Source organism: Microbacterium sp. CFBP9023 (assembly GCF_034045055.1).
Classification (GTDB): Bacteria; Actinomycetota; Actinomycetes; order Actinomycetales; family Microbacteriaceae; genus Microbacterium.
The window spans coordinates 421,597-445,981 of the sequence record NZ_JAXCWI010000002.1 but is presented as its reverse complement, the minus strand read 5'-3'; the positions used below and the strand labels follow the sequence as shown (position 1 = coordinate 445,981).

Sequence of the window (24,385 nt, the reverse complement as noted above, 5' to 3'; positions counted from 1 at the left end):
GCCGTACACTCGCGGCATGAGCGGACTGATCCCGTACCTGCTGTTTCCTGGAAACGCGGCCGAAGCGCTGGAGCACTACCGTGACGTCTTCGGAGGAGAGCTTCAGCTCGTCGACTATGCCAGTGCGGGTCGTGCAGACGGTCCGGCCGATGCGGTCGCCCACGGGCAGCTCTCAGGACCGGTCGAACTGGCGGGAGCGGATGCCGGCGCGGACGACGATGCCGTGCAGATGAGCGGGATGTTCCTCTCTCTGCTCGGCACCGCCGACGCGTCGACGCTGACGAGCTGGTTCGACCGGCTGTCAGAGCACGGCCGAGTGACCGACGCCCTGCAGAAGCGCGCGTGGGGTGACTACGACGGCACCGTCACCGACCGCTACGGCATCCGCTGGCTGATCGGCTTCCACGACGAGGACTGATCTCGTCGCAGACCGGCCTCAGGCGAACAGACGCTGCAGTCGCTGCACACCCTCGAGGAGCTGGTCGTCGCCGAGCGCGTACGACATGCGGATGTACCCGGAGGGACCGAATGCCTCGCCCGGGACGACGGCCACCTCGGCCTGCTCGAGGATGAGGTCGGCGAGCTCGAGCGAGGTCGTCGGCGTCTTGCCGCCCCACGTGCGTCCGAGCAGACCCTGCACGTCGGGGTAGACGTAGAAGGCGCCCAGCGGGTTCGGCACCACGAGCCCGTCGATCTTCGACAGTTCGGACACGATGAGGCGGCGGCGGCGGTCGAACGCCTCGCGGAACTGCTCGGCTTCGGTCTGGGGCCCGTTGAGGGCAGCGATCGCCGCCTTCTGCGCGACGTTGTTGACGTTGCTCGACAGGTGGGACTGCAGGTTCGCGGCGACCTTGATGGCATCCGCCGGTCCGACCATCCAGCCCACGCGCCAGCCGGTCATGGCGTAGGTCTTCGCGACGCCGTTGACGAGGATCGTCTGCCCCGCCACCGCGGGCACGGCCTCGACGATGGAGGTCGCCTTGACGCCCTCATAGGTGAGGTTCTGGTAGATCTCGTCGGAGATGACCCAGATGCCGTGCTCGAGTGCCCACTCGCCGATCGCCGCCGTCTCCTCGGCCGTGTACACCGATCCGGTGGGGTTGGAGGGCGACACGAACACGAGCGCGGTCGTACGCTCGGTGCGAGCGGCCTCGAGCTGGTCGACGGTGACCTTGTAGTCCTGATCGGCGCCCGCGAAGACCTCGACCGGCGTGCCGTCCGCAAGACGGATCGCCTCGGGGTAGGTCGTCCAGTACGGCGCAGGTAGAAGCACTTCGTCGCCCGGGTTCACCACGGCCTGGAACGCCTGGTAGACCGACTGCTTGCCGCCGTTGGTCACGATGACCTGGCTCGGCGAGACCTCGAGACCGGAGTCACGCAGCGTCTTCGCGGCGATCGCCTCGCGCAGCGCGGGCAGGCCCGGAGCCGGGGTGTACCGGTAGCTGGCGGGATCGGCGAGCGCCTCGGCGGCCGCGTCGACGATGAACTGCGGGGTCGCGAAATCGGGCTCGCCGGCGGCGTACGAGATGATCGGCTTGCCTTCGGCCTTGAGCGCCTTGGCCTTGGCGTCGACCTTGAGGGTCGCGGATTCGGCGATGGCGGAGAGCTTGCGGGAGAGAGGAGCGCGTTCGGTCACGACTACGAGCGTACCCGGGTCGACCCCGCCGATGACGGGTGAATGGTCGTCAAGAATCACGGTTCTTTCGTGCTGATGCTCTCCGCTCAGGCGGTGTGCATGCCGTGCGCGCGCGCGACGGCATCCAGGGTGATGCGGCCGCCCTGGACGTTGAGGCCCTGGGCCAGTGCGGCGTCGTCGGCTGCTGCACGCTCCCACCCCTTGCCGGCGATCGCCGAGACATAGGGGAGCGTGGCGTTGGTCAGTGCGCGCGTGGCCGTCTCGGGCACCGCGCCCGGCATGTTCGCAACGCAGTAGTAGATGGAGTCGTGCACTGCGAACGTCGGGTCGTCATGCGTCGTGGGGCGCGAGCCTTCGAAGCATCCGCCCTGGTCGATGGCGATGTCGACCAGCACGGATCCGGGCTTCATGGTCGCGACCATGTCGTCGGTCACGAGCTTCGGCGCCGCAGCCCCGGGGATGAGCACGGATCCGATGACCAGGTCGGCCGTCGCGAGCTCTTCGGCGATGTCGTACCGGCTCGACGCGCGAGTCTGCAGAGCACCGCCGTAGCGGTGCTCGAGCTCGCGGAGTCGCGGCAGCGAGATGTCGATGACGGTCACCTGTGATCCGAGCCCGAGCGCGTTCGCGGCCGCGTGCTCACCGGCGACACCGCCGCCGATCACGACGGTCTTGGCGCGCGGGGCGCCCGCGATGCCTCCCATGAGCACGCCCCGTCCTCCTGCGGATCGCATGAGGGAGTATGACCCCATCGTCACGGACAGGCGTCCCGCGATCTCGCTCATCGGCACGAGCAGAGGGAGGCTGCGGTCGGGCAGCTGCACCGTCTCGTAGGCGACGGCGGTGGTGCCCGCGTCGACGAGCGCCGTCGTCAGCGCTCGGTCGGCGGCCAGATGCAGGTAGGTGAAGAGGGTGAGATCCGAGCGCAGGAACCCGTACTCCTGGGCGATCGGCTCCTTGACCTTGATGAGCAGCTCCGCCTCGCCCCACGTCTCCTCGGCGGTGTCGACGATCTCGGCACCCGCGATCCGATAGGCCTCGTCGGAGATGCCCGAACCGACGCCCGCCCCGGACTGCACGAGCACGCGGTGGCCCTCGTGCACCAGACGGTCTGCGCCTGCGGGGGTGAGCGCGGTGCGGTTCTCGTTGTTCTTGACCTCGGTCGGCACGCCGATCTTCATCGATCCTCCAAGTGACGGTTGCGTGAGTGCATTTCAGAATCGCAGAAACTTCGATCATTCGACAGAATGCCTGAAGAAGATTCGCGCTCCGGCTGGTTCCTGCATAATCGTTCGTATGGAGACGTCACCCGAAACCCCTCAGCCGAATACCCTTCGGGCGCCGGCGCTCGACGCGATCGATGCGAGGATCGTACAGCTGCTGAGCGCGGACGGTCGGATGACGAACGCCGAGCTCGCGGGTCACCTCGGAGTCGCGCCGTCGACCGCGCACGCGCGTCTGCGCGCACTCGTCGAACGCGGAGTCATCAGCGGCTTCCATGCCAGCGTCGACGAGCGGAAGCTGGGCGCCGGCCTGCAGGCCATCATCGGAGTGAGCCTTCGACCGAGCGCTCGGCGCGAGAGCATCGTCGAGTTCGCCGACCGCGTGCGCGCCCTGCCGCAGGTGATCCAGGTCTTCTTCCTCGGCGGGGACGACGACTTCCTGCTGCACATCGCGGTGGCCGACTCATCGGAGATGCGCGAGTTCGTGCTCGAGCATCTCTCGGCCCAGAGCAGCGTCGCCTCGACCAGGACCAGCATCGTGTTCGACTATCACCGCAACTCGGTGGCCGCGTCGTTCCGCTGACGCGCGTGACGGCGGGCGGAGCGCCGCTGTCGCGGGCGCACGCAACGTATATTGCATGGCTCCTGGCGCGAACCTAGGGTGAGGGCGGGGACGGAGCAGCCGATGCGCACGCGGCGGGCTTCCGCTGGGGGTTGCGATGGGGCGAATGATCGACGACGCGGAGTTGGCCGGCTGGCTCGCCCGGCTCTCGGGCGGACTGTGGTCGTCATCGATCGGAGGCGCCGAGACGCTCGCGTTTCCCTCGTGGTTCTCCGAGCAGGTCATTCGCCTCGACGGTCGGATCGGCATGCTGCAGCTGTCGAACTTCGGCGCGATGAAGGCCGACGACCCGGATGCGTTCGAGGCGGCGCTGCTTCGCAGGTCCATCGGCTCGACCATGCTCTACAGCACCCTCGAGACGGCGCACACCGTGAGCTACGAGCGAGCGATCGCCGAGGGCGAGGACATCATCATCGTCGGGATGGTGCAGCAGGGCGGGCAGCGCCTGAACACCGCGGCGGGGGTGCAGGCCATGGGCGTCGGCCGCGTCGGCTTCATGTCGAGCCTCGGCCCATCGGCCGTCGAGCAGTTCGGGGTCACGAACTCGACCGGAGTCGTCGTTCCCGTGGCGGCCCTCCCCGGCTATCGGCACGTCCTCGCTCGAGGGGCCGACATGTTCCCGGACAGCCCACTCACCCGGGCAGCGGGAGCCTCACTCGCGCGGATGCTGTTCGAGTGGGCGCAGGATCCGGATCAGGGTCAGGGGGCGCTCGCCGGCACCGAGGCGGCGCTGATCGCGCTCGTGCGAGGGCTCTTCCGACAGTTCCCCGGCGACGGCGAGACCAGCCGGACGAGTGAGTTCCGCGCGGAGGCGGGGCGCATCATCGAGCGGCGGCATCGTGATCCGGCATTCGGCATCGCAGAGCTCGCCGCCGACCTGCACGTCAGCCGTCGCCAGCTGTTCCGCCTGTATGAAGGTGCCGACGAGAGCCCCGCGAACCGCTTGCTGCGTCGGCGTCTCGTGACGGCGCGCGAAGAGCTGCTGTCGACGCCCCCGCAGGACCTTGCGGCGGTCGCAGCCCGCTCCGGTTTCGCCGACGCGTCCGCGCTTCGGGCCCAGTTCTCCCGGCACGTGGGGCACAGTCCCAGTGCCTTCCGCCTCGCGGCCCGCACGCAGCCGCCGCGTCTCGCCGAGGCGATGCTGCTCAGCGACGAGCAGTCCGCCCCCACCGCCTGACCGAGGCCGGCCCATAGGGCCGACCCGGTCGGGGCTGTCCGTCGCGGACCGACGCGCGCGCCCGCGCGGGCCTGCCGTGTGCTGTCCGGCTGCTTCGCCGACCCCGACAGAAAGTGACACATGTTCGCGAATCTGGTGCCAACGCGGGTTCTGCGTGCCGGGCCGAGCGCACCGGGTGACGCAACGTCCTGCGGCGCTTCCGGATCGTCGGAGCCGCTCCTAACCTGAACCTGCCCGTGTCCCCAGGCGGGCCATGACGGCAGATCGCGACGGAGCTCCGCTCCTGGCGCATCGGCCGTCACGGCTTCCGGACGCGGCGGGATCGCCCGTCCGGAAGTTCGGGGGACAGGCGCGAAAGCGTCGGGCATGACGGACCACCTGCGCGAGGGCGCGGGTGGACGTGCGGGTGCTTCGGTCAGGGGAGACCGGGGCACCCGCGAATCCCCCTCGGCGTCACGCGCCGAACGAGGAAGGCAGCGCGCAGTAGTCGGCGAAGCGCCGCGTCGGAGCCGCCGGGTCCGTCACGTCGACGATCGCGCCGGCGATCGAGTGCGGGGCCTCATCACCGGCGAGCTGCCACACGATGAAGTTCCAGAGGCCCCTCGCCGTCGGGCTGAGCAGCGCTGCCGGGCCCGAGACGATCAGGACCGTCGCCGGATCGGAGCCGGTGCGGAACGGAGCGATCACGTCGCCGCGCAACGCCGCTTCATCGGCATCCGCGCTGTGCGCACGCTCGACGTGCTGCCCGGCGGCGGTCAGCGCCGTCGCGAGGTCGTCCGCCGCTCGACGCGAGCGCTCGGCATCCGCTCCGGCGACCGCGATCAGTCGGCGCCCTCGCGGGTAGAGGTGAAGGAACTCGGACGAGATGTCGGACCACACGTCGCTCATGTTCTCAGGCTACGCCCGCTGGCGGCGGCGGGCTCCGGCGGTCCTCCGCATCACGCACGAGGAGCCCCTCGGCTGCCGATGGCGGCATCCGAGGGGCTCCTCGTCAGAGTCTCAGGCCTCCTCGACGAGGAACCTGCTGTAGGCGCCGAGTGTGAGGAACGCCGGGAACTCCTCCTGCAGGGCGACGTCGCGGAACACCGACGCGGCATCGTCGAACCTGTCGCCGTCGTGCCGGTCGACCTCGCCGAGGACCTCCGCGATCAGGCTTTCGACGTAGTCGGCGGTGATCGCGGTGCCGTCCTCGGTGGAGCGGTCCTGGTGGATCCACTGCCACACCTGCGAACGGCTGATCTCCGCCGTCGCGGCATCCTCCATCAGGTTGTCGATCGCCACGGCGCCGAGCCCTCGCAGCCATGCCTCGAGGTAGCGGATGGCCACCGACACGTTGTCGCGCACGCCCTGCGCGGTGATCGGCCGCCCGATGTGCAGGTCGAGCAGCTGCGACGCGGTCACCATGACCTCGGGGCGCTGGCGGCCGACCTGGTTCGGGTGGTCGCCGAGCACGGCGTCGAACTCCGCCAGCGCTGTGGGGATCAGATCGGGGTGCGCGACCCACGTGCCGTCGAAGCCGTCGCCGGCCTCGCGCTTCTTGTCGGCGGAGACCTTCTCGATCGCCCGCTCGGTCACCTCGGGGTCGCGGCGGTTCGGGATGAAGGCGCTCATGCCGCCGATCGCGTAGGCGCCCCGCTTGTGGCAGGTCTGCACGAGCAGCTCGGTGTACGCCCGCATGAACGGCACCGTCATCGTGACCTCACTGCGGTCGGGGAGCACGAAACGCGCGCCGCGGCCGCGGTAGTTCTTGATGATCGAGAAGATGTAGTCCCAGCGTCCGGCATTGAGACCCGCGCAGTGGTCGCGCAGCTCGTAGAGGATCTCGTCCATCTCGAAGGCCGCGGGCAGGGTCTCGATCAGCACGGTCGCGCGGACGGTGCCGTGCGGGATGCCGATGTACTCCTCGCTGAAGGAGAACACGTCATCCCACAGCTTCGCCTCTTCGCTCGACTCGATCTTCGCGATGTAGAAGTAGGGGCCACGACCGTTCGCGATGAGCTCCTGCGCGTTGTGGAAGAAGTACAGGCCGAAGTCGACGAGCGAGCCGGATGCCCCCGTGCGGCGCCCCGCGCGGTCGGTGAACTGCAGGTGCTTCTCCGGCAGGTGCCAGCCACGCGGACGCATCACGATCGTCGGTGTGCGCTCGGCGGTGACGTGGTACTCCTTGCCTTCGGGGGAGCGGAAGGACAGCTCGCCGCGGATCGCGTCGCGCAGCGACAGCTGCCCCTCGACGACGTTCTTCCAGGTCGGACTCGTGGCATCCTCCTGGTCGGCGAGCCACACGCGAGCACCCGAGTTCAGTGCGTTGATCGTCATCTTCGGGTCGGTCGGACCCGTGATCTCGACGCGGCGGTCCTCGAGACCCGGCCCCGCGCCTGCGACCCGCCAGTCGGCATCCGCGCGGATGTGCGCGGTGTCGTCGCGGAAGCGCGGGTCGTGGCCGTTGCCGATCTCGAACCGACGGCGCATCCGGTCGGCGAGCCGATCGTGGCGGCGCGAGGCGAACCGGTGGTGCAGCTCGGTGAGGAACGCGATCGCCTCGGGGGTGAGGATCTCGTCGTAGCGGTCGCGGAGCGGACCGGTGACCGCGATCGCCGGACCCTGCTGCGTGGTCTGGATCGGAGCCGTGGTCGGGCTGGTGGTCGGGGGAGCGATGGGAGTGGTCATGATCGTGTGTCCTTCACAAGTGGCTCAGTGGAACTGCGCGGCTTCGGTGGAGCCGGCGAGGGCGAGGGTCGCGCTGTCGGGGTTGAGCGCGGTAGAGATGACGTCGAAGTAGCCGGTGCCCGCCTCGCGCTGGTGCTTGGTGGCGGTGTAGCCGTTCGCCTCCGCGGCGAACTCGGCCTCCTGCAGCTCGACGTACGCGCTCATGGCGCGATCGGCGTAGCCACGGGCGAGGTCGAACATCGAGTGGTTCAGGGCGTGGAAGCCGGCGAGCGTGATGAACTGGAACTTGTAGCCCAGGTCAGCCAGCTCCTGCTGGAACGTCGCGATCTCGGCGTCCGACAGGTGGCGCTTCCAGTTGAAGCTCGGTGAGCAGTTGTAGGCGAGCAGCTTGCCCGGGAACTCGGCATGGATCGCGGCGGCGAACTCACGTGCCAGCTCGATGTCGGGTTCTCCCGTCTCGACCCACAGCAGATCGGCGTACGGCGCGAAGGCGAGGCCTCGGCTGATGACCGACTCGATGCCGGGGCGGATGCGGTAGAAGCCCTCGGTCGTGCGCTCGCCGGTGGTGAACTGCTGGTCGCGCTCGTCGACATCGCTGGTGAGCAGGTCGGCCGCGAGAGCATCCGTCCTGGCGATGATCACCGTCGGGACTCCGGCCACGTCGGCGGCGAGACGCGCGGCGTTCAGGGTGCGGATGTGCTGCTGCGTCGGCACGAGCACCTTTCCGCCGAGGTGGCCGCACTTCTTCTCGCTCGCGAGCTGGTCCTCCCAGTGGATGGCTGCGGCACCGGCCTGGATCAGCGACTGCGCGAGCTCGTAGGCGTTGAGCGGTCCTCCGAAGCCCGCCTCGGCGTCGGCGACGATCGGCGCGAGCCAGTCCTGCGTGACGTCGCCCTCGGCGTGCTCGAGCTGGTCCTGACGGATCAGCGCGTTGTTGATGCGACGCACGACCGCCGGCACCGAGTTGGCGGGGTACAGCGACTGGTCGGGGTAGGTCTGACCGGCGAGGTTGCCGTCGGCCGCGACCTGCCAGCCCGAGAGGTAGATGGCCTTGAGGCCCGCCCGCACCTGCTGCACCGCCTGCCCGCCTGTGTAGGCGCCCAGTGCCCGGACGTAGTCCTCGGTGTGCAGCAGGTTCCACAGGTTCTCGGCTCCGCGGTGCGCGAGCGTCGCGTCCTCGCGGACCGAGCCGCGGACGCGGATGACGTCCTCTGCCGTGTACGTGCGCTCGACGCCGTCCCAGCGGGGATCCGTCTCCCAGATCTCCCGGAGCTCGGCGGCCGTCTGAACCTGGTCCCCGGCGCGCAGCCCTGCAGGGCGAGGGGTGTGGTTCTGGGCGGTGTTCGTCATGGTGTCTCCTCCGTTGGATGCCCGGACCGTGAAGCCGGGTGGCGTGTTTCCACTGTGTGTGAAGTTCGCACCCTTCGATGGCCGATCGGGGAGTGAAGATCAGCCGAAATTCTGTTTCTGTGACAGAATCGGCCGCATGAGCACTCCAGCGGTCGAAGAAGACGCCGACGCCCTCACGATCGGACGCCGCATCCGTCAGCTGCGCACGGCGCAAGGGATGACCCTCGACGACCTCGCGGCGGCGGTCGATCGAGCGCCCAGCCAGATGTCGATGATCGAGACGGGCAAGCGCGAGCCCAAGCTCACGCAGCTGCAGTCGATCGCGCGCGCTCTCGGCGTCACGATCGACGCGCTGCTCGAAGGCGAGCCGCTCGATGAACGCAGTGCGATCGAGATCGCCCTCGAACGGGCCATGAAGGGGCAGACGTTCCAGGCCCTCGGCATCGAGCCCTTCCGGATCGCGAAGAGCATGCCGACGGACGCGCTCAAGGCCCTGCTCGCACTGCACGGCGAGATCGACCGGCTCAAGGATGAGCGCGCGGCCACTCCCGAGGAGGCCAGGCGCGCGAACGTCGAGCTCCGCCACCTCATGCGGCGGCAGGACAACCACTTCGCCGATCTCGAGGCGAAGGCGGCGGAGATCCTCGCGGCGGTCGGGCACCCCGGCGGACCCCTCACCCAGCGGACGGCCTCCGAGATCGCCGCCTACCTCGGATTCACCCTGCACTACGCCCCGGACCTGCCGCAGACCACCCGCAGCGTCGCCGACCTCGCGAACGGACGTCTGTACCTCTCGAGCAGCGTCCCGGCCAAGGGCGACGCACGGACCGCGGTGCTGCAAGCGCTGTCCAGCCGCATCCTCGGTCACTCCGAGCCGCGCAGCTATGCCGAGTTCCTGCGCCAGCGCGTCGAGACGAACTACCTCACCGGGGCGCTGCTGGTGCCGGAGGCCCACGTCGTGCCGGCGCTGAAGGATGCGAAGACGCGCAGGGCGATCTCGATCGAGGATCTGCGCGACGCGTACTCGGTGTCGTACGAGACCGCTGCGCACCGATTCACGAACCTCGCGACGCGCCACCTCGACATCCCCGTGCACTTCCTCAAGGTGCACGAGTCGGGCACGATCACGAAGGCGTACGAGAACGACGACGTGAACTTCCCGACCGATCGCCTCGGATCGATCGAGGGGCAGATGTGCTGCCGCCGATGGACCAGCCGAGTGGTGTTCGACGAGGACGACCGCTTCAACCCGTACTACCAGTACACGGACACGGGCAACGGCACCTACTGGTGCACGGCCCGCGTCGAGGCGTCGAGTGAGGGACTGCACTCGGTCAGCGTCGGCGTGCGATTCGACGACACGAAGTGGTTCGTCGGGCGCGACACCCCGCATCGCGGAGTCTCGAAGCACTCGGTCGAGGTGTGCTGCCGCCGCGCGCCCGCCGACCTCGAAGGGCGGTGGCGTGAGAACTCCTGGCCGAACGTCAGGACCCCGCGCACTCTGCTCGCCACACTGCCGACCGGGGCCTTCCCGGGCGTCGACACGACGGATGTGTACGAGTTCCTCGAGGCGCACGCGCCGCGCTGAGCGCCCGCAGGCGGCGTGGATCCCGGTCGCCTTCCTGTCACGAGGAGGGGTTGAGCGAACAACGAACACGTGTTAGGTTTTCGCAGGTCGGAGCGCCGCGCTCGGCGGCGCCGTTCTCGATGAGGAGACACGATGAAGCGATGGATGAGCACGCTGGCGACGATCGGACTCGTGACTGCGGGCCTGACGGTCGCCGGGCCCGCGACGGCCGGCGGTGGACGCCCCGGCACCGGTGACCTGAACCGCTGGGCGGTGGACACCTGGCACTCCCTCGACGCGATGACCGATGAGGAGACCGGCCTTCCCGCCGACAACGTGAGCGGCGACCTCGAGACGCCGAGCGCCTACACCTCGCCGACGAACATCGGCGGATACCTGTGGTCGACGGTCACGGCTCGCGACCTCGGAGTCATCAGCGACGAGGAGGCGCGCGATCGCATGTCGACGACGCTGGAGACGCTCGGAACCCTCGAGCGCAACGACGCCAGCGGCATGTTCTACAACTGGTACTCGCCGACGACCGGCGAGAAGCTCACGACATGGCCCGACTCGGGAGACCCGGTGCACCCGTTCCTCAGCACGGTCGACAACGGGTGGCTCGCCGCCGCACTGCGCATCGTCCGCGAAGCGGAGCCCGACCTCGCGCAGCAGGCGGACGCGCTGTACGACTCCATGGACTTCGCGGCGTTCTTCGACCCCGAAGGCGCGGCAGGACTCCCTGCAGGCACGAACCGCGGGGGCTTCTGGGATGCGGCTCCGCCGGACTGCAGCGTCGAGGCGCCGATGTACAACGGCTCGGGGGACACCGCGTTCTACACGTGCCACCACTACGACACGACCGTGAGCGAGAGCCGCATCGCGACCTACCTCGGCATCGCGAACGGTCAGATCCCGGCCACGGCCCTGTACGGCACGCATCGCACGATGCCTCCCGGGTGCGACTGGGCGTGGCAGGAGCAGCTCCCTCAGGGCGAGTACCGCACCTATGACGGCGTCGAGGTGTGGGAGGGCGCCTACGCATATGACGGGATGTCGTTCGTGCCGAGCTGGGGCGGCAGCATGTTCGAGTCGCTGATGCCCGACCTGCTCGTGCCGGAGACCACGTGGGGTCCGCGTTCGTGGAAGCTCAACCACCCGATCACCGTCGCCGTGCAGAAGCAGCACGGGCTGGACGAGGCCGGATACGGCTATTGGGGCTTCTCGCCCGCGAGCGACCCGTTCGGCGGGTACGCGGAGTACGGGGTCGACGTAGCCGGGATGCGGGCGGACGGGTACACCTCGGACGCGGAGAAGACCGACGTCGACATCGACAGGCCCGGATGCACCACGGGGACCGATCCCGCTCCGGAGTTCGGTGACGGGGTCGTGACGCCGCACGCCGCGTTCCTGGCACTTCCGTACGATCGCACGGGCGCGCTCGACAACCTGCGCGGCATCGAGACGGACCTCGGCGCCTACGGCCCCGGCGGGTTCTTCGACGCGGTGGCGGTGAAGAGCGGCACGATCGCCGAGCGCTACCTGTCGCTCGACCAGTCGATGATCATGGCCGCGATCGGCAACGAGCTCACGAAAGATACACTCAAGGACTACTTCGTGGATCGCGACATGGAGCAGCGCCTGCGGCCCGCCATGCGGCAGCAGGTGTTCGGCTCGTCGTGGGGAACGGGGAACGGCCACCACGGCTGAGGTCCGCGCGTTCGCGCCGAGAGACAGGACGGGCGCATGAGCACGGATGAGCAGCCGATGGCGGCGCGACGGCCTCGCGGTCCCTACGCCACCGGCCAGGCGCGCAGGCAGGCGATCGTCGACGAAGCGCTCGCGGTGTTCTCCCGCACGGGATTCCACGGTGGATCCCTGCGGGAGATCGCGAAGCGCGTCGGCGTGACGCCGACCGGCCTGCTGCACCATTTCGCGGGCAAGGAGGAGCTCTTCGCCGAGGTGCTCCACCAGCGTGACGAGAAGGTGCGGGAGGCGGCGGGCGACCCTGCCGAGCACACCCTGATCGAACAGGCCACGCGCGTCGTCGCGCACAACCAGACCTCGCGGGGTCTCACCGCGCTCTACGCGATCGTCTCGGCGGAGGCCACAGACCCCGACCACCCGTCGCACACCGACTTCGCCGCCCGATACCGCGAGCGCGCCGTGGCCGCAGAAGAGATCCTGCGGCGAGGTCAGGCCGACGGGGAGGTGCGCGAGGACATCGACCCCGCTCGGGCGGCCCGGCTGATCAGCGCGGTCATGGACGGCATCCAGCTCCAGTGGCTCCTCGACGATTCCGTCGACATGGTCCCGCTCTTCGAGGAGTTCGTCGGGCGCTACCTCCACCCCGCTGAACGACGGCCCGACTGAAGGGGGGGCGCGGATGGCGGAGGCCCGGCATCCGCCACCCCGCCGGGCGGGGGCCGCCGGCCGTTCGGTCGGGGACCCCGGCTCAGTCCCGTGCGGTCTGCAGCAGCGTCCACAGCTCGGCGCGGGCGGGGAACGACGACAGGTCGCTTCCCAGGAGCGCTCCGGCCTGGGCGATCCGCGACCGCAGCGTGTGGCGGTGCACACCGAGTGCCGCCGCCGCAGGATCCGCCTTCGCATCGTGCTCGAGCCAGGTGCGCAGCGACCGTTCGAGGTCGCCGCCGGATCGCGCGTCGTGGTCGCGGATCGGCGCGAGCCGCGATTCGGCGACCAGTCGGGCCTCATCCGTGGCCAGTGCGCTGAGGATGCTGGATCCGGCGGCATCGGCGAAGTGGAACACCCCGGCGCCGGACTGCTGACGGAGCGCCGCGAGCGCCTGTGCGTGGGCTCGGGAGAACGCGTCGTACGACTCTGAGCCCGACGCGCCGATGCGGATGCCGAACCGGGTGGCGACCTCGTCGAGCAGTGCGTCATCGGCCATGGACAGGCAGAGCACCACGCCCTCGGATGATTCGGCGAGGAAGCTGGCGGTGCCGTGCTCGGCCCTGCGCCGATCCCACCAGTCGGCGAACGGTCCGGTCGGAGCATCCGCGGCGATCGCGACCACCACGGGTGCAGAGGGCATCGAGCCGAGGACCTTCCGCGCGAGGGACGGATCGTCGTCGAGCAGCGAGCTCAGCAGCTGCGAGTTCAGCCGACGCTTGCTGCGGGCGAGCTGGTCGCTCTGCTCGAGCGCGAGTCCGGCCATCGCGATCACCGACGTCACGACCGTGCGCGCCTCGGCGTCGAGCGCATCGACAGCCAACGCGATCACCCCGCGCAGGTGTCCGCCGCGCCCCACCGTGAAGAGCGTGAACGTCTGATCGTCGATCGTGAGCGACTGCCCGGCCTCGAGCCCACGGGTGAGGATCTCGGTGACCCGTTCGCCGAGCTCGGTCAGTCGTCCTGCAGTGACGGCCGATCGGGGGTGCGACAGCTGCAGGGCGCCGGACGCGTCGTACATTCCGGCCCAGACATCCAGACGGCGGCCGAGCTCTGCGACGGTCGCGTCGAGTCCGCGGGGGCGCAGCGCGGCCAGTGCGAGTGCGCGCTGGGTGTCGAGCGCCCACGACCTGCGGGCGTAGGCCTGCGCCGCGATCGCTTCGGAGTGCGCGCGGGCGACGGCGATGAAGGGCGTGCGATAGGGGACTTCGAAGAGGGGGATCCCGCGGCGTGCGCACTCGAGGATCAGCTCGTCGGGGATCGCGGCACGGTGCACGTCCGTGCCGAATCCGAGGCCGAGCACCCCGCGATCCGCCAGCCGCCCGACGTAGACGTCGAAATCGGTGCCGACGTCGAACTGGGTGCCCGTCGTCAGCAGTGCGAGGTCCTCGGCGAGGAACGGCGTCGGGTCGGCGAGGTCGGAGCTGTGCACCCACCGCAGGGGGCGATCGAGGGCGCCGTCCGGAAGGCCGTCCGCGTCCGAGATCAGCACGAGCCCGAGATCGCGGCGCCGGAAGAGAGCGCGCAGCGTGGGCTGTTCGGCGTCGTCCATGCGCTGCGGTCCTCTCGGCATCCGGATCAGCCGCTTATACGGTCGGGCGATGATCTCTCCCAGATTGTACAGCCGGGCGAATGCGCCGACGTCGGATGCGGTCGTACGCTCACGGACATGGCTCTCCTCGACACCGCAGCTGTTGCAGTCCCGCTCGGCGGACCCGACCTCCCCCAGGAGCGTCGTCTCGTCACCGACCTTCCCGGCCCCCGCTCGGCCGAGATCCTCGCCCGCAAGGCCGATGCCGTCGCCGCCGGCGTCGGGCACACGGTTCCCGTCGCGGCCGTCGCCGCAGGCGGGGGAGTGGTCGTGGATGCCGACGGCAACTCGCTGATCGACCTCGGCTCCGGCATCGCCGTGACGACCGTCGGCAACGCGCACCCCAAGATCGCCGCAGCCGTGGCCGCGCAGGCCGCGCAGTTCACGCACACCTGCTTCATGATCTCGCCGTACGAGTCGTACATCGGTGTCGCCGAAGCGCTCAACCGCCTCACTCCCGGCGACTTCGCCAAGAAGAGCGCCCTGTTCAACTCCGGCGCCGAGGCCGTCGAGAACGCGATCAAGATCGCCCGCAAGCACACCGGTCGCCAGGCCGTCGTCGCCTTCGACCACGGCTACCACGGCCGCACCAACCTCACCATGGCGCTGACCGCGAAGTCGATGCCGTACAAGAGCGGCTTCGGCCCGTTCGCCCCCGAGGTGTACCGTGCGCCGATGTCGTACCCGTTCCGCGACGGTCTCGACGGCGCAGAGGCCGCCGCCCGCGTGATCCTGCAGCTCGAGAAGCAGATCGGCGCCGACAACCTCGCCGCCGTCATCATCGAGCCGATCCAGGGAGAGGGCGGCTTCATCGTCCCGGCGGAGGGCTTCCTCCCGGCGATCGCCTCGTGGTGCCGCGCGAACGGCGTCGTGTTCATCGCCGACGAGGTGCAGACCGGCTTCGCCCGCACCGGCCACATGTTCGCGAGCGAGATCTTCGGCATCGAGCCCGACCTCATCACCACCGCCAAGGGCATCGCGGGCGGTCTGCCGCTCGCCGCCGTCACGGGGCGCTCCGAGATCATGGACGCCTCGCACGCGGGCGGCCTCGGCGGCACCTACGGCGGAAACCCGATCGCCTGCGCTGCGGCGCTCGCCGCGATCGATGTGTTCGAGAACGACGGCGTGATCGAGCGCGCTCGCGAGATCGGCGAGATCCTCACGGCGCGCCTCGGAGCCATGCAGGAGAAGGACGCCCGCATCGGAGACATCCGCGGCCACGGCGCCATGATCGCCGCCGAGTTCGTCGACCCCGAGACCAACGCGCCCGACGCCGCCCTCACCTCCGCGGTCGCCAAGGCCTGCGTCGCGCAGGGCGTCATCGTCCTGACGTGCGGCACCTACGGCAACGTCATCCGGTTCCTCCCGCCGCTCTCGATCGGCGACGACCTCCTGAACGAGGGCCTCGACGTCGTCGCGGCCGCGCTCGCCGCCACCGCGGGCTGACAGACCAGCAGCCGCGGTTCGTCCGCGACTGCCACCACACGTCCGGCCGCGACGAGGATCGGGGGATTTCGAGTCGCGGCCGGCACAACCTTTCCAATGAAGGAGAAGCAGATGGCTGAGATCACTCGCGACGTGCTGATCGTCGGAGCCGGAGCCGCAGGGCTCACGGCGGCGAACGACCTGCGCAAGGCCGGCCTGTCGGTCGCCGTACTCGAGGCGCGTGACCGCGTCGGCGGACGACTGTGGACCGACGTCATCGACGGCGCCATGCTCGAGATCGGCGGCCAGTGGGTCTCGCCCGACCAGGACGCCCTGAAGGACACCATCGAGGAGCTGGGGCTCGAGACCTACAGCCGCTATCGCGAGGGCAACAGCGTCTACGTCGGTCCGGACGGGCAGACGCATCGCTTCACCGGCGAGATGTTCCCGGTGTCCGCTGAGACCGAGGCCGTCATCGCCGAGATCACCGAGCGCCTCGACGCCATGGTCGCCGAGATCGACCCCGACCGTCCGTGGGAGCACCCGCTCGCGAAGGAATGGGACTCGATCACCTGGGACGCGTGGCTGCGTGTGCAGACCGACGATGACGAGGCCGTGCGCAATCTCGCCTTCGCCACCGGCTCCGCGATGCTCACCAAGCCGACGCACTCGTTCTCGCTGCTGCAGTCGCTGCTCATGGCGGCATCCGCCGGGTCGTACTCCAACCTCGTCGACGCCGACTTCATCCTCGACAAGCGGGTGGTGGGCGGTCTGCAGAAGGTGCCGCTGCTGCTCGCCGAGCGCCTGGGCGACGACGTCATCCTCAACCAGCCGGTGCGCTCGCTCGAATGGGGCGTCGACGGTGTGACCGCCACGACCGACGACACCACCGTGCGCGCCCGCTTCGCGATCCTCGCGCATGCTCCGGTGCTCTACAGCCGTATCGCCTTCGTCCCGCCGCTTCCCCGACGCCAGCACCAGATGCACCAGCACATCTCGATGGGCTTCGTCATCAAGGTGCACGCCGTCTACGACCGCCCGTTCTGGCGCGAGCAGGGCCTCAGCGGCACCGCGTTCAGCCCGTACGAGCTCGCGCACGAGGCGTACGACAACACGAACCACGGCGACGAGCGCGGCACCCTGGTCGGCTTCGTCAGCGACCAGAACGCCGACGACCTGTTCACGCTGTCGGCCGAGGAGCGCAAGGAGCGCATCCTCGAGTCCCTCTCGCACTACTACGGCGACGAGGCGAAGAACCCGGTCGTCTACTACGAGAGCGACTGGGGCACGGAGGAGTGGACCCGCGGAGCGTACGCGGCGAGCTTCGACATGGGCGGACTCCACCGCTATGGCGCCGACCTCCGCTCGGCTGTCGGCCCCATCCACTTCGCGTGCAGCGACATGGCGGGCGCCGGATATCAGCACGTCGACGGCGCGATCCGCATGGGGCACCTCGTCGCCTCGAACATCGTCGAAGCGACGCGCGCCGCCGGCGACACCGCCGAGGTCGGCTGATGACCGGCGCGGTCGTCGTCGGGTACACCGCGACGGATGCGGGAGCGGATGCCGCAGCGCTCGGCGCGCGGCTCGCCCGCAGCCTCGGCGCGGTGCTGCACCTCGTGATCGTGCTGCCGTCGGAGGGCACCCGCAGCGCGGCCGTTCCCCCCGAGCGGGCGTATGAGGACCACATCCGCCGCCAGGCGAAGGAATGGCTCGAGGATGCGGTCGTCCGACTGCCGCAGGAGCTCACCCGCACGGGCCACGTGCGGTTCGGCGAGTCCTTCGCCGAAGGGCTGATCGCCGCGGGCGAGGAGTTCGGCGCCAGGCTGATCGTCATCGGCACGGCCGGCGGCAGCATCTTCGGCCGCCACCGCCTCGGCAGCGTCGCGTCGGAGCTGCTGCACTCGTCGACCATCCCCGTCGCGCTCGCCCCTGCGGGCACCGCGGACCAGGACGATCACGTGCTTCCCCGCGTGACGGCCGCGGTCGGCAACCGGGCGGGTGCCGACAACCTCCTCGACGAGGCCGCCGCGATCGCGACCGAGTCCCGTGTCGGCCTGCGCCTCGTCTCGCTCGTGCCGTTCGACGTGCCGCCCGGTCTCGACACCGGCGCGATCCGCGTGGTCGGCGACGCGCACGCGAACGACGTGCTCGAGGTCGCCAAGAGCCTGCTGCCCGACGAGCTGAAGGCCGAGGTCGAAGAGGCCCCCGGCGACACCGTCGAAGATGCCGTCGCGAACCTCTCGTGGCTCCCCGGCGAGGTCGTCCTCGTCGGCTCCAGTCGCCTGGCGCAGCCGCGCCGCCTGTTCCTGGGCTCGACCGCAGCGAAGATGCTGCACGAACTGCCCGTTCCCATGATCGTCGTCCCGCGCACCCGCGCCGAAGCAGGAGTCCGCTGATGAGCAGCACGAACCGGGCGACGGAGCCCGCATCCGGTGTGACGACCGGCATCTCGCAGAAAGGGCTGAGCGCGGGTGCCGTCGGAGTGCTCGGAGCCGTCGTCATCGGCGTCTCGACCATCGCGCCGGCCTACACGCTCACCGCATCGCTCGGCCCGACGGTCGCCGTCGTCGGCACCCAGGTGCCCGCGATCATGCTCGTCGGCTTCATCCCGATGCTCCTGACCGCCTTCGGCTACCGCGAGCTCAACCGCATGATGCCGGACTCCGGCACCTCGTTCACGTGGGGAGTGCGGGCGTTCGGGCCGTGGATCGGCTGGATGACGGGCTGGGGCCTGATCGCCGCCACCGTCATCGTGCTGTCGAACCTCGCCGGCATCGCGGTCGAGTTCCTCTTCCTGCTGATCGCCCAGCTCAGCGGAAACCCCGAGATCGCCGACCTGGCGTTCAACCCGATCATCAACGTCGTCGTGTGCCTGCTCTTCATGCTCGGCGCGACGCTCGTGTCGTACCGCGACATGCAGACGACGCAGAAGTTCCAGTACATCCTCGTCGGCTTCCAGGTGCTCGTGCTCGTGGTCTTCGCCACCGTCGCGATCGTCAAGGCCGTCTCCGGAGACGCTCCCGAGCCGACCCCCTTCTCGTGGTCGTGGTTCAACCCGTTCGAGGTTCCGTCCTTCAGCGCCTTCGCCGCAGGGCTCTCGCTGTCGATCTTCATCTTCTGGGGCTGGGACGTCGTCCTCACCATGAACGAGGAGACGAAGGACCCGGCCAAGACGCCGGGGCGCGCCGCGATGGTCACGGTCGTCGTCGTCGTCGCCCTCTACCTGCTGCTGGCCATCGGCCTCATCATGTTCGCCGGCGTCGGCACGGGCGACTACGGGCTCGCGAACGAGGACATCTCGGCGAACGTGTTCTTCGCGCTCTCGGATCCGATCCTCGGACCGCTGGCGTTCCTGGTCTCGCTCGCGGTGCTGTCGAGCTCGGCGGCCTCGCTGCAGTCGACCGCAGTCGGACCCGCTCGCACGCTGCTGGCGATGGGGCACTACGGCGCCCTGCCCAAGAAGTTCGCCCGGGTCAGCCCGCGGTTCTTCACGCCGGGCTACTCGACGATCGTGTCGGCCGTCGTCGCATCCGTCTTCTACGCCGTGATGCGCCTCGTCAGCGAGAACGTCCTCACCGACACCATCCTGTCGCTCGGCATGATGATCTGCTTCTACTACGGCCTCACCGCGTTCGCGTGCATCTGGTACTTCCGCAAGCAGTGGTTCGACTCCGCCAGGAGCTTCTTCTTCACGTTCCTGTTCCCGCTCGTCGGCGGTGCGATCCTCGCCGTCCTGTTCGTCACGACGCTCATCGACTCGATGGACCCCGCGTACGGCAGCGGATCGAACATCGGGGGCCTCGGACTCGTGTTCGTCCTCGGCGTCGGCATCATCGTGATCGGCATCGTCATCATGATCTGGCAGTCCATCAAGCGCCCGGCGTTCTTCCGCGGCGAGACCCTCAGCATGGATGCTCCCGCGAGCAACCGCCGGCGCTGACGGAATCCCGCGGCACCGGCATCCCATCCTCCCCACAGAAAGAGATTCCATGAGCACTCAGACTGAGCAGGCGCTGCTCGACAGCATCCCCACCGGCCTCTTCATCGGGGGAGAGTGGATCGACGGCGAGACCGGGGGCACGTTCGACGTGAAGGACCCCGCGACCGGTGCGGTCATCCGCACGATCGCCGACGCGACACCGGGTGACGGCATCCGCGCGCTGGATGCGGCAGTCGCCGCGCAGGACGCATGGGCCGCGACCGCACCTCGCACCCGCAGCGACATCCTGCGCCGGGCATTCGACCTCGTGCAGGAGCACAAGGAGGATCTCGCGCTGCTGATGACCCTCGAGATGGGCAAGCCGCTCGCCGAGGCGCGCGGCGAGGTCGGCTACGGCGGCGAGTTCCTCCGCTGGTTCAGCGAGGAGGCCGTGCGCATCAGCGGTCGCTACGGCATCAACCCGGAGGGCACCGGCCACATGGTCGTCTCGCAGCGGCCCGTCGGCCCCTCGTTCTTCGTGACGCCGTGGAACTTCCCGTTCGCGATGGCCACTCGCAAGATCGCGCCGGCGCTCGCCGCCGGCTGCACCGTGGTGATCAAGCCCCCGGCACTCACGCCGCTGACGACGATGTTCTTCACGTCGCTGCTCGAGAAGGCCGGCCTCCCCGCCGGTGTCGTGAACGTGGTGCAGACCTCCAAGTCGTCGGCGCTCTCGGCCCCGATCATCGCCGACCCGCGCCTGCGCAAGCTGTCGTTCACCGGTTCGACGGAGGTGGGCCGCAAGCTCATCGCCCAGGCCGCTGAGGGCGTGCTGCGCGTGTCGATGGAGCTCGGCGGCAATGCGCCGTTCGTCGTCTTCGACGATGCCGACCTCGACAAGGCCGTCGACGGCGCACTGGCCGCGAAGTTCCGCAACATCGGCCAGGCGTGCACCGCTGCCAACCGCTTCATCGTGCACAAGGACGTCGCCGAGGAATTCGGCCGCAAGGTCACCGAGCGCGTCAACGCGATGAAGATCGGCCGCGGCACCGAAGAGGGCGTGGCCATCGGCCCGCTGATCGACGAGGATGCCGTCGCGAAGGCCGGCGAGCTCGTCGACGACGCCGTCGAGCGCGGCGCGACCCTGCTCGCGGGTGGCAAGGCCGTCGAGGGCACGGGCACCTTCTACGAGCCGACCGTGCTCACCGACGTGGTGGCGGGCTCGGCGATCCTCCGCGAGGAGATCTTCGGCCCGGTGCTCGCGATCGCGACCTTCGAGGACGAGGACGAGGCCGTCCGTCTCGCCAACGACACCGAGTACGGACTGGTCTCGTACGTGTTCACCGAGAACCTGCAGCGCGGGCAGCGGATGATCGACAGGCTCGAGACCGGCATGATGGGTCTCAACGTGGGCGTGGTGTCGAACGCCGCCGCCCCCTTCGGCGGCGTCAAGCAGTCCGGCGTCGGCCGCGAGGGCGGTCTCGAGGGCATCCACGAGTACCTGTCCACCAAGTACACGCTGATCCCGGTCTCCTGACCGGTCGGCCAGAGGAGGAGAGAACATGACCGATTACGCCGTCATCAACCCCGCCACCGGAGAGACGCTGGCGTCCTTCGACACGTTCACGGATGCGCAGATCGAGGCGGCTGTCGCGGCCGCCGACGAGGCGCACCGCGAATGGTCCCGGTCCTCGACCGTGGCTGAGCGCGCAGCGCTCCTCCGTCGCGCCGCCGAGCTGCACCGCGAGCGCCGCGAGGAGCTCGCCGACGTCTTCGTGCGCGAGATGGGCAAGCCCCGCGAGGCCGCCCTCGGAGAGGTCGACTTCGCCGCCGACATCGCCGAGTACTACGCCGACCAGGCCGAGGCCATCATGGCCGACCAGCCGATCGCGATCCTCGGCGAGGGCTCGGCGATCGTGCGCCGGTCGTCGCTCGGACCGCTCGTCGGCATCATGCCGTGGAACTTCCCGGCCTATCAGATCGTCCGCTTCGCTGCGCCGAACCTGATCGTCGGCAACACGATCCTGCTGAAGCCTGCTCCGCAGTGCCCGGAGTCGTCGACCGCGATCGAGGCGATCTACCACGACGCCGGATTCCCGACGGGCGCGTACCAGAACGTCCTCGCGACCAACGAGCAGATCGCCGACATGATCGCCGACCCGCGCGTGCAGGGCGTCTCGCTCACCGGCTCGGAGCGCGCAGGCGCAGCGGTCGCCGAGATCGCCGGACGCAACCTCAAGAAGGTCGCGCTCGAGCTCGGCGGGTCCGACCCGTTCATCGTGCTCTCGACCGACGACCTCGACGCCACCGTGCAGGCGGGCGTCGACGCGCGTCTCGACAACAACGGCCAGGCGTGCAACGGCGCGAAGCGTTTCATCATCGTCGACGACCTGTACGACTCGTTCGTCGAGAAGTTCACGGCCGCGATGGCATCGGTGCAGGCGACCGACCCGACGCTCGACGACACCGTGCTCGGCCCGGTCTCGTCGGAGACGGCGGCGGAGACCCTGCAGAAGCAGATCGACCAGGCCGTCGAGCAGGGAGCGACGCTGCTGACCGGCGGCACCCGCGACGGGGCGTTCTTCGCCCCGACCGTGCTCGCCGACGTGACGCCCGACATGAACGTCTACCGCGAGGAGCTCTTCGGCCCCGCGGCGGTCGTCTACCGGGTCGCCGATGAGGATGCCGCTGTCGCCCTCGCGAACGACACGACCTTCGGGCTCGGCTCGTACGTCTTCACGACCGATGCCGAGCAGGCCGAGCGTGTCGCCGACAACATCGAGGCGGGCATGGTCTACGTCAACCTGGTGCTGGCCGACAGCCCCGAGCTGCCGTTCGGCGGCATCAAGCGCAGCGGCACGTCGCGTGAGCTGGGTCACCTCGCCGCCGACGAGTTCGTCAACAAGAAGCTGATCCGCATCGGCTGAGCGACTCTCCCTGATGGGGGCGGATGCCACGGCATCCGCCCCCATCGTCGTCTCCGCAGTGCGGCATCCGGAGAGCGGATGTTCGACGGATGCCGGATCCCTCCGCAGCACCCGGGCGTAGGTTGGAAGCATGGCAACCGTCGCAGCGAACATCGTCAAGACCCTCCGCGCCAACGGGATCGACCGTGTCTACGGCCTCCCGGGCGACTCCCTCAACGGGTTCACCGACGCCCTCCGGAAGGACGGCGGCATCCGCTGGGTGCACGTGCGGCACGAGGAGTCTGCGGCCTTCGCGGCGGCGGCCGATGCGTCGCTCACGGGTGAGCTCGCGGTGGTCGCCGGTTCGTGCGGTCCGGGCAACCTGCACCTGATAAACGGACTCTTCGACGCTAACCGCTCGCGGGTGCCGGTGCTGGCGATCGCCGCGCACATCCCCACCACCGAGATCGGCACCGGGTACTTCCAGGAGACCCACCCGCAGGAGCTCTTCCGCGAGTGCAGCGTCTACGTCGAGTACGTCGCCGACCCCAAGCAGATGCCGCGCCTGCTGGAGATCGCGATGCGCGCCGCCATCGAGCAGCGCGGGGTCGCGGTGCTCGTGATCCCGGGCGACGTCGCGCTCTCGGAGATCGCCGACGACCGAGCCGTGGTCATCGAACGCTCCCACCCCGTGATCGTGCCGAGCGGAGACGAGCTCGCGCGCGCCGCGACGCTGCTCAACGCCTCGAAGAAGACAACGATCCTCGCAGGCGCGGGTGTCGAGGGGGCTCACGACGAGGTCATCGCACTCGCCGACCGACTCGGTGCGCCGATCGTGCACGCGCTCCGGGGCAAGGAGTTCATCGAGTACGACAACCCGTTCGACGTCGGCATGACGGGGCTGCTCGGCTTCGCCTCCGGCTACCGGGCGATGGAAGCCGCCGACACGCTGCTGGTGCTGGGCAGCGACTTCCCCTACGAGCAGTTCTATCCCGAGCACGCCACGACGATCCAGGTCGACATCCGCGGCTCGCAGCTCGGCAAACGGCATCCGCTCGATCTGGGCCTGGTCGGCGACGTCGGCGCGACCGTCACGGCGCTGCTGCCGCGACTCGCCGAGACGAACGACCGCGGTCACCTCGACGACTCCACCGCGCACTATCGCAAGACCAGGGCCAAGCTCGACGACCTCGCGACGCCGACCAAGGCGGGCCGCCCCATCCATCCGCAGTACCTCGCCCGGCTGCTCGATGAGCAGGCCGCGGATGACGCGATCTTCACCGCCGACGTCGGCTCGCCCACCGTGTGGGCCGCCCGCTATCTGTCGATGACCGAGAACCGACGCCTGATCGGCTCGTTCACGCACGGGTCGATGGCGAATGCGCTGCTTCATGGCATCGGCGCGCAGGTCTCGCATCCGGCTCGTCAGGTGGTCGCGCTCGCCGGCGACGGCGGGCTCGCGATGATGCTGGGCGAACTGCTCACGCTCACGCAGAACAAGCTGCCCGTGAAGACCGTCGTCGTGAACAACTCGTCGCTGAACTTCGTCGAGCTCGAGATGAAGGCCGCGGGCTTCGTCAACTACGGCACCGCGCTCGACAACCCGAGCTTCGCGGCCATCGCCGAGGCCATGGGGATCTTCGCCCGTCGGGTCGAGAACAGCGAGGACCTGCCGGATGCCGTCCGCGAGGTGCTCGCGCATGACGGCCCTGCGCTGCTCGACGTCGTGACCGAGCGCCAGGAGCTGTCGATGCCCCCGGCGATCGAGGCCGAGCAGGTCAAGGGCTTCGCTCTGTACGCGATCCGCACGGTGATGTCGGGCAAGGGAGACGAGCTGCTCGACCTCGCGCGGGCCAACTGGCGTCAGTTCCTCTGAGTCAGCAGTTCCTC

Annotated in this window: 19 protein-coding genes; 13 read left to right on the top strand and 6 right to left on the bottom strand. The window is 69.3% G+C overall.

Annotated elements, in window-relative coordinates; genetic code table 11:
* Positions 1-16 precede the first annotated feature (16 nt).
* A complete protein-coding gene (locus SOM10_RS12645; protein ID WP_053097464.1) occupies positions 17-418 on the top strand; it encodes a VOC family protein in 402 nt (133 codons plus the stop codon).
* Positions 419-436: 18 nt separating this feature from the next.
* On the opposite strand, the gene SOM10_RS12640 is transcribed toward SOM10_RS12645, so the two are convergent.
* Together SOM10_RS12640 and ald are read right to left on the bottom strand one after the other, a co-directional pair.
* Positions 437-1,636, bottom strand: a complete 1,200-nt coding sequence (locus SOM10_RS12640; RefSeq protein ID WP_053099212.1) for a pyridoxal phosphate-dependent aminotransferase — start codon at positions 1,634-1,636, stop codon at positions 437-439.
* Between the two features lie 86 nt (positions 1,637-1,722).
* Complete coding sequence (gene ald, locus SOM10_RS12635; RefSeq protein WP_053097463.1) at positions 1,723-2,817, bottom strand: alanine dehydrogenase; 1,095 nt, start codon at positions 2,815-2,817, stop codon at positions 1,723-1,725.
* Positions 2,818-2,932: 115 nt separating this feature from the next.
* Here ald and SOM10_RS12630 point away from each other — a divergent pair, with 115 nt between their 5' ends.
* Positions 2,933-3,442 (top strand): Lrp/AsnC family transcriptional regulator, encoded by a 510-nt coding sequence (locus tag SOM10_RS12630; RefSeq protein WP_053097462.1) that lies wholly within the window; start codon positions 2,933-2,935, stop codon positions 3,440-3,442.
* 145 nt (positions 3,443-3,587) lie between these two features.
* Entirely contained in the window at positions 3,588-4,658 is a 1,071-nt protein-coding gene (locus SOM10_RS12625; RefSeq protein WP_320490293.1) for a helix-turn-helix domain-containing protein, read from the top strand.
* A gap of 453 nt (positions 4,659-5,111) precedes the next feature.
* On the opposite strand, the gene SOM10_RS12620 is transcribed toward SOM10_RS12625, so the two are convergent.
* The 3 genes from SOM10_RS12620 to aceA all read right to left on the bottom strand — a co-directional run bounded on the left by SOM10_RS12620 (position 5,112) and on the right by aceA (position 8,675).
* The gene (locus tag SOM10_RS12620) at positions 5,112-5,546 is read right to left on the bottom strand and encodes a hypothetical protein (protein WP_320490292.1); all 435 of its coding nucleotides are present in this window, start codon (positions 5,544-5,546) and stop codon (positions 5,112-5,114) included.
* 111 nt (positions 5,547-5,657) lie between these two features.
* Positions 5,658-7,325, bottom strand: a complete 1,668-nt coding sequence (gene aceB, locus SOM10_RS12615; protein WP_320490291.1) for a malate synthase A — start codon at positions 7,323-7,325, stop codon at positions 5,658-5,660.
* Positions 7,326-7,349: 24 nt separating this feature from the next.
* A complete protein-coding gene (gene aceA / locus SOM10_RS12610; protein WP_053097459.1) occupies positions 7,350-8,675 on the bottom strand; it encodes an isocitrate lyase in 1,326 nt (441 codons plus the stop codon).
* 136 nt (positions 8,676-8,811) lie between these two features.
* Here aceA and SOM10_RS12605 point away from each other — a divergent pair, with 136 nt between their 5' ends.
* From SOM10_RS12605 to SOM10_RS12595, 3 genes are all read left to right on the top strand, one after another.
* Positions 8,812-10,263 (top strand): helix-turn-helix domain-containing protein, encoded by a 1,452-nt coding sequence (locus tag SOM10_RS12605; RefSeq protein WP_320490289.1) that lies wholly within the window; start codon positions 8,812-8,814, stop codon positions 10,261-10,263.
* A gap of 132 nt (positions 10,264-10,395) precedes the next feature.
* Positions 10,396-11,949 carry a glucoamylase family protein gene (locus tag SOM10_RS12600; RefSeq protein ID WP_056279770.1) on the top strand — a complete coding sequence of 518 codons (1,554 nt, stop codon included), beginning with the start codon at positions 10,396-10,398 and terminating at the stop codon, positions 11,947-11,949.
* A gap of 36 nt (positions 11,950-11,985) precedes the next feature.
* Positions 11,986-12,612 (top strand): TetR/AcrR family transcriptional regulator, encoded by a 627-nt coding sequence (locus SOM10_RS12595; protein ID WP_320490287.1) that lies wholly within the window; start codon positions 11,986-11,988, stop codon positions 12,610-12,612.
* Positions 12,613-12,694: 82 nt separating this feature from the next.
* Here SOM10_RS12595 and SOM10_RS12590 read toward each other — a convergent pair whose 3' ends face one another.
* Complete coding sequence (locus SOM10_RS12590) at positions 12,695-14,203, bottom strand: PucR family transcriptional regulator (protein WP_072591661.1); 1,509 nt, start codon at positions 14,201-14,203, stop codon at positions 12,695-12,697.
* A gap of 117 nt (positions 14,204-14,320) precedes the next feature.
* Here SOM10_RS12590 and gabT point away from each other — a divergent pair, with 117 nt between their 5' ends.
* The 7 genes from gabT to poxB all read left to right on the top strand — a co-directional run bounded on the left by gabT (position 14,321) and on the right by poxB (position 24,371).
* The gene (gene gabT, locus SOM10_RS12585; RefSeq protein ID WP_295100811.1) at positions 14,321-15,688 is read left to right on the top strand and encodes a 4-aminobutyrate--2-oxoglutarate transaminase; all 1,368 of its coding nucleotides are present in this window, start codon (positions 14,321-14,323) and stop codon (positions 15,686-15,688) included.
* Positions 15,689-15,799: 111 nt separating this feature from the next.
* Complete coding sequence (locus SOM10_RS12580) at positions 15,800-17,182, top strand: NAD(P)/FAD-dependent oxidoreductase (RefSeq protein ID WP_320490283.1); 1,383 nt, start codon at positions 15,800-15,802, stop codon at positions 17,180-17,182.
* Complete coding sequence (locus SOM10_RS12575; RefSeq protein WP_053097452.1) at positions 17,182-18,066, top strand: universal stress protein; 885 nt, start codon at positions 17,182-17,184, stop codon at positions 18,064-18,066. Before SOM10_RS12580 ends, SOM10_RS12575 begins: the two co-directional genes overlap by 1 nt.
* A complete protein-coding gene (locus SOM10_RS12570; RefSeq protein ID WP_320490282.1) occupies positions 18,066-19,610 on the top strand; it encodes an APC family permease in 1,545 nt (514 codons plus the stop codon). The genes SOM10_RS12575 and SOM10_RS12570 overlap by 1 nt, the downstream gene beginning before the upstream one ends.
* A 49-nt stretch (positions 19,611-19,659) precedes the next feature.
* Positions 19,660-21,126 carry an NAD-dependent succinate-semialdehyde dehydrogenase gene (locus tag SOM10_RS12565; protein ID WP_053097450.1) on the top strand — a complete coding sequence of 489 codons (1,467 nt, stop codon included), beginning with the start codon at positions 19,660-19,662 and terminating at the stop codon, positions 21,124-21,126.
* A gap of 25 nt (positions 21,127-21,151) precedes the next feature.
* Positions 21,152-22,516 carry an NAD-dependent succinate-semialdehyde dehydrogenase gene (locus SOM10_RS12560; protein WP_230100386.1) on the top strand — a complete coding sequence of 455 codons (1,365 nt, stop codon included), beginning with the start codon at positions 21,152-21,154 and terminating at the stop codon, positions 22,514-22,516.
* 130 nt (positions 22,517-22,646) lie between these two features.
* Positions 22,647-24,371, top strand: a complete 1,725-nt coding sequence (gene poxB / locus SOM10_RS12555; RefSeq protein WP_230100385.1) for a ubiquinone-dependent pyruvate dehydrogenase — start codon at positions 22,647-22,649, stop codon at positions 24,369-24,371.
* Positions 24,372-24,385 lie beyond the last annotated feature (14 nt).

Excerpts from the sequence above, each read along its gene's own strand:
- SOM10_RS12645 (WP_053097464.1), top strand. The coding sequence starts at position 17 with ATGAGCGGACTGATCCCGTACCTGCTGTTTCCTGGAAACGCGGCCGAA.
- ald (WP_053097463.1), bottom strand. The coding sequence starts at position 2,817 with ATGAAGATCGGCGTGCCGACCGAGGTCAAGAACAACGAGAACCGCACC.
- SOM10_RS12630 (WP_053097462.1), top strand. The coding sequence starts at position 2,933 with ATGGAGACGTCACCCGAAACCCCTCAGCCGAATACCCTTCGGGCGCCG.
- SOM10_RS12625 (WP_320490293.1), top strand. The coding sequence starts at position 3,588 with ATGATCGACGACGCGGAGTTGGCCGGCTGGCTCGCCCGGCTCTCGGGC.
- SOM10_RS12620 (WP_320490292.1), bottom strand. The coding sequence starts at position 5,546 with ATGAGCGACGTGTGGTCCGACATCTCGTCCGAGTTCCTTCACCTCTAC.
- aceB (WP_320490291.1), bottom strand. The coding sequence starts at position 7,325 with ATGACCACTCCCATCGCTCCCCCGACCACCAGCCCGACCACGGCTCCG.
- aceA (WP_053097459.1), bottom strand. The coding sequence starts at position 8,675 with ATGACGAACACCGCCCAGAACCACACCCCTCGCCCTGCAGGGCTGCGC.
- SOM10_RS12605 (WP_320490289.1), top strand. The coding sequence starts at position 8,812 with ATGAGCACTCCAGCGGTCGAAGAAGACGCCGACGCCCTCACGATCGGA.
- SOM10_RS12600 (WP_056279770.1), top strand. The coding sequence starts at position 10,396 with ATGAAGCGATGGATGAGCACGCTGGCGACGATCGGACTCGTGACTGCG.
- SOM10_RS12595 (WP_320490287.1), top strand. The coding sequence starts at position 11,986 with ATGAGCACGGATGAGCAGCCGATGGCGGCGCGACGGCCTCGCGGTCCC.
- SOM10_RS12590 (WP_072591661.1), bottom strand. The coding sequence starts at position 14,203 with ATGGACGACGCCGAACAGCCCACGCTGCGCGCTCTCTTCCGGCGCCGC.
- gabT (WP_295100811.1), top strand. The coding sequence starts at position 14,321 with ATGGCTCTCCTCGACACCGCAGCTGTTGCAGTCCCGCTCGGCGGACCC.
- SOM10_RS12580 (WP_320490283.1), top strand. The coding sequence starts at position 15,800 with ATGGCTGAGATCACTCGCGACGTGCTGATCGTCGGAGCCGGAGCCGCA.
- SOM10_RS12575 (WP_053097452.1), top strand. The coding sequence starts at position 17,182 with ATGACCGGCGCGGTCGTCGTCGGGTACACCGCGACGGATGCGGGAGCG.
- SOM10_RS12570 (WP_320490282.1), top strand. The coding sequence starts at position 18,066 with ATGAGCAGCACGAACCGGGCGACGGAGCCCGCATCCGGTGTGACGACC.
- SOM10_RS12565 (WP_053097450.1), top strand. The coding sequence starts at position 19,660 with ATGAGCACTCAGACTGAGCAGGCGCTGCTCGACAGCATCCCCACCGGC.
- SOM10_RS12560 (WP_230100386.1), top strand. The coding sequence starts at position 21,152 with ATGACCGATTACGCCGTCATCAACCCCGCCACCGGAGAGACGCTGGCG.
- poxB (WP_230100385.1), top strand. The coding sequence starts at position 22,647 with ATGGCAACCGTCGCAGCGAACATCGTCAAGACCCTCCGCGCCAACGGG.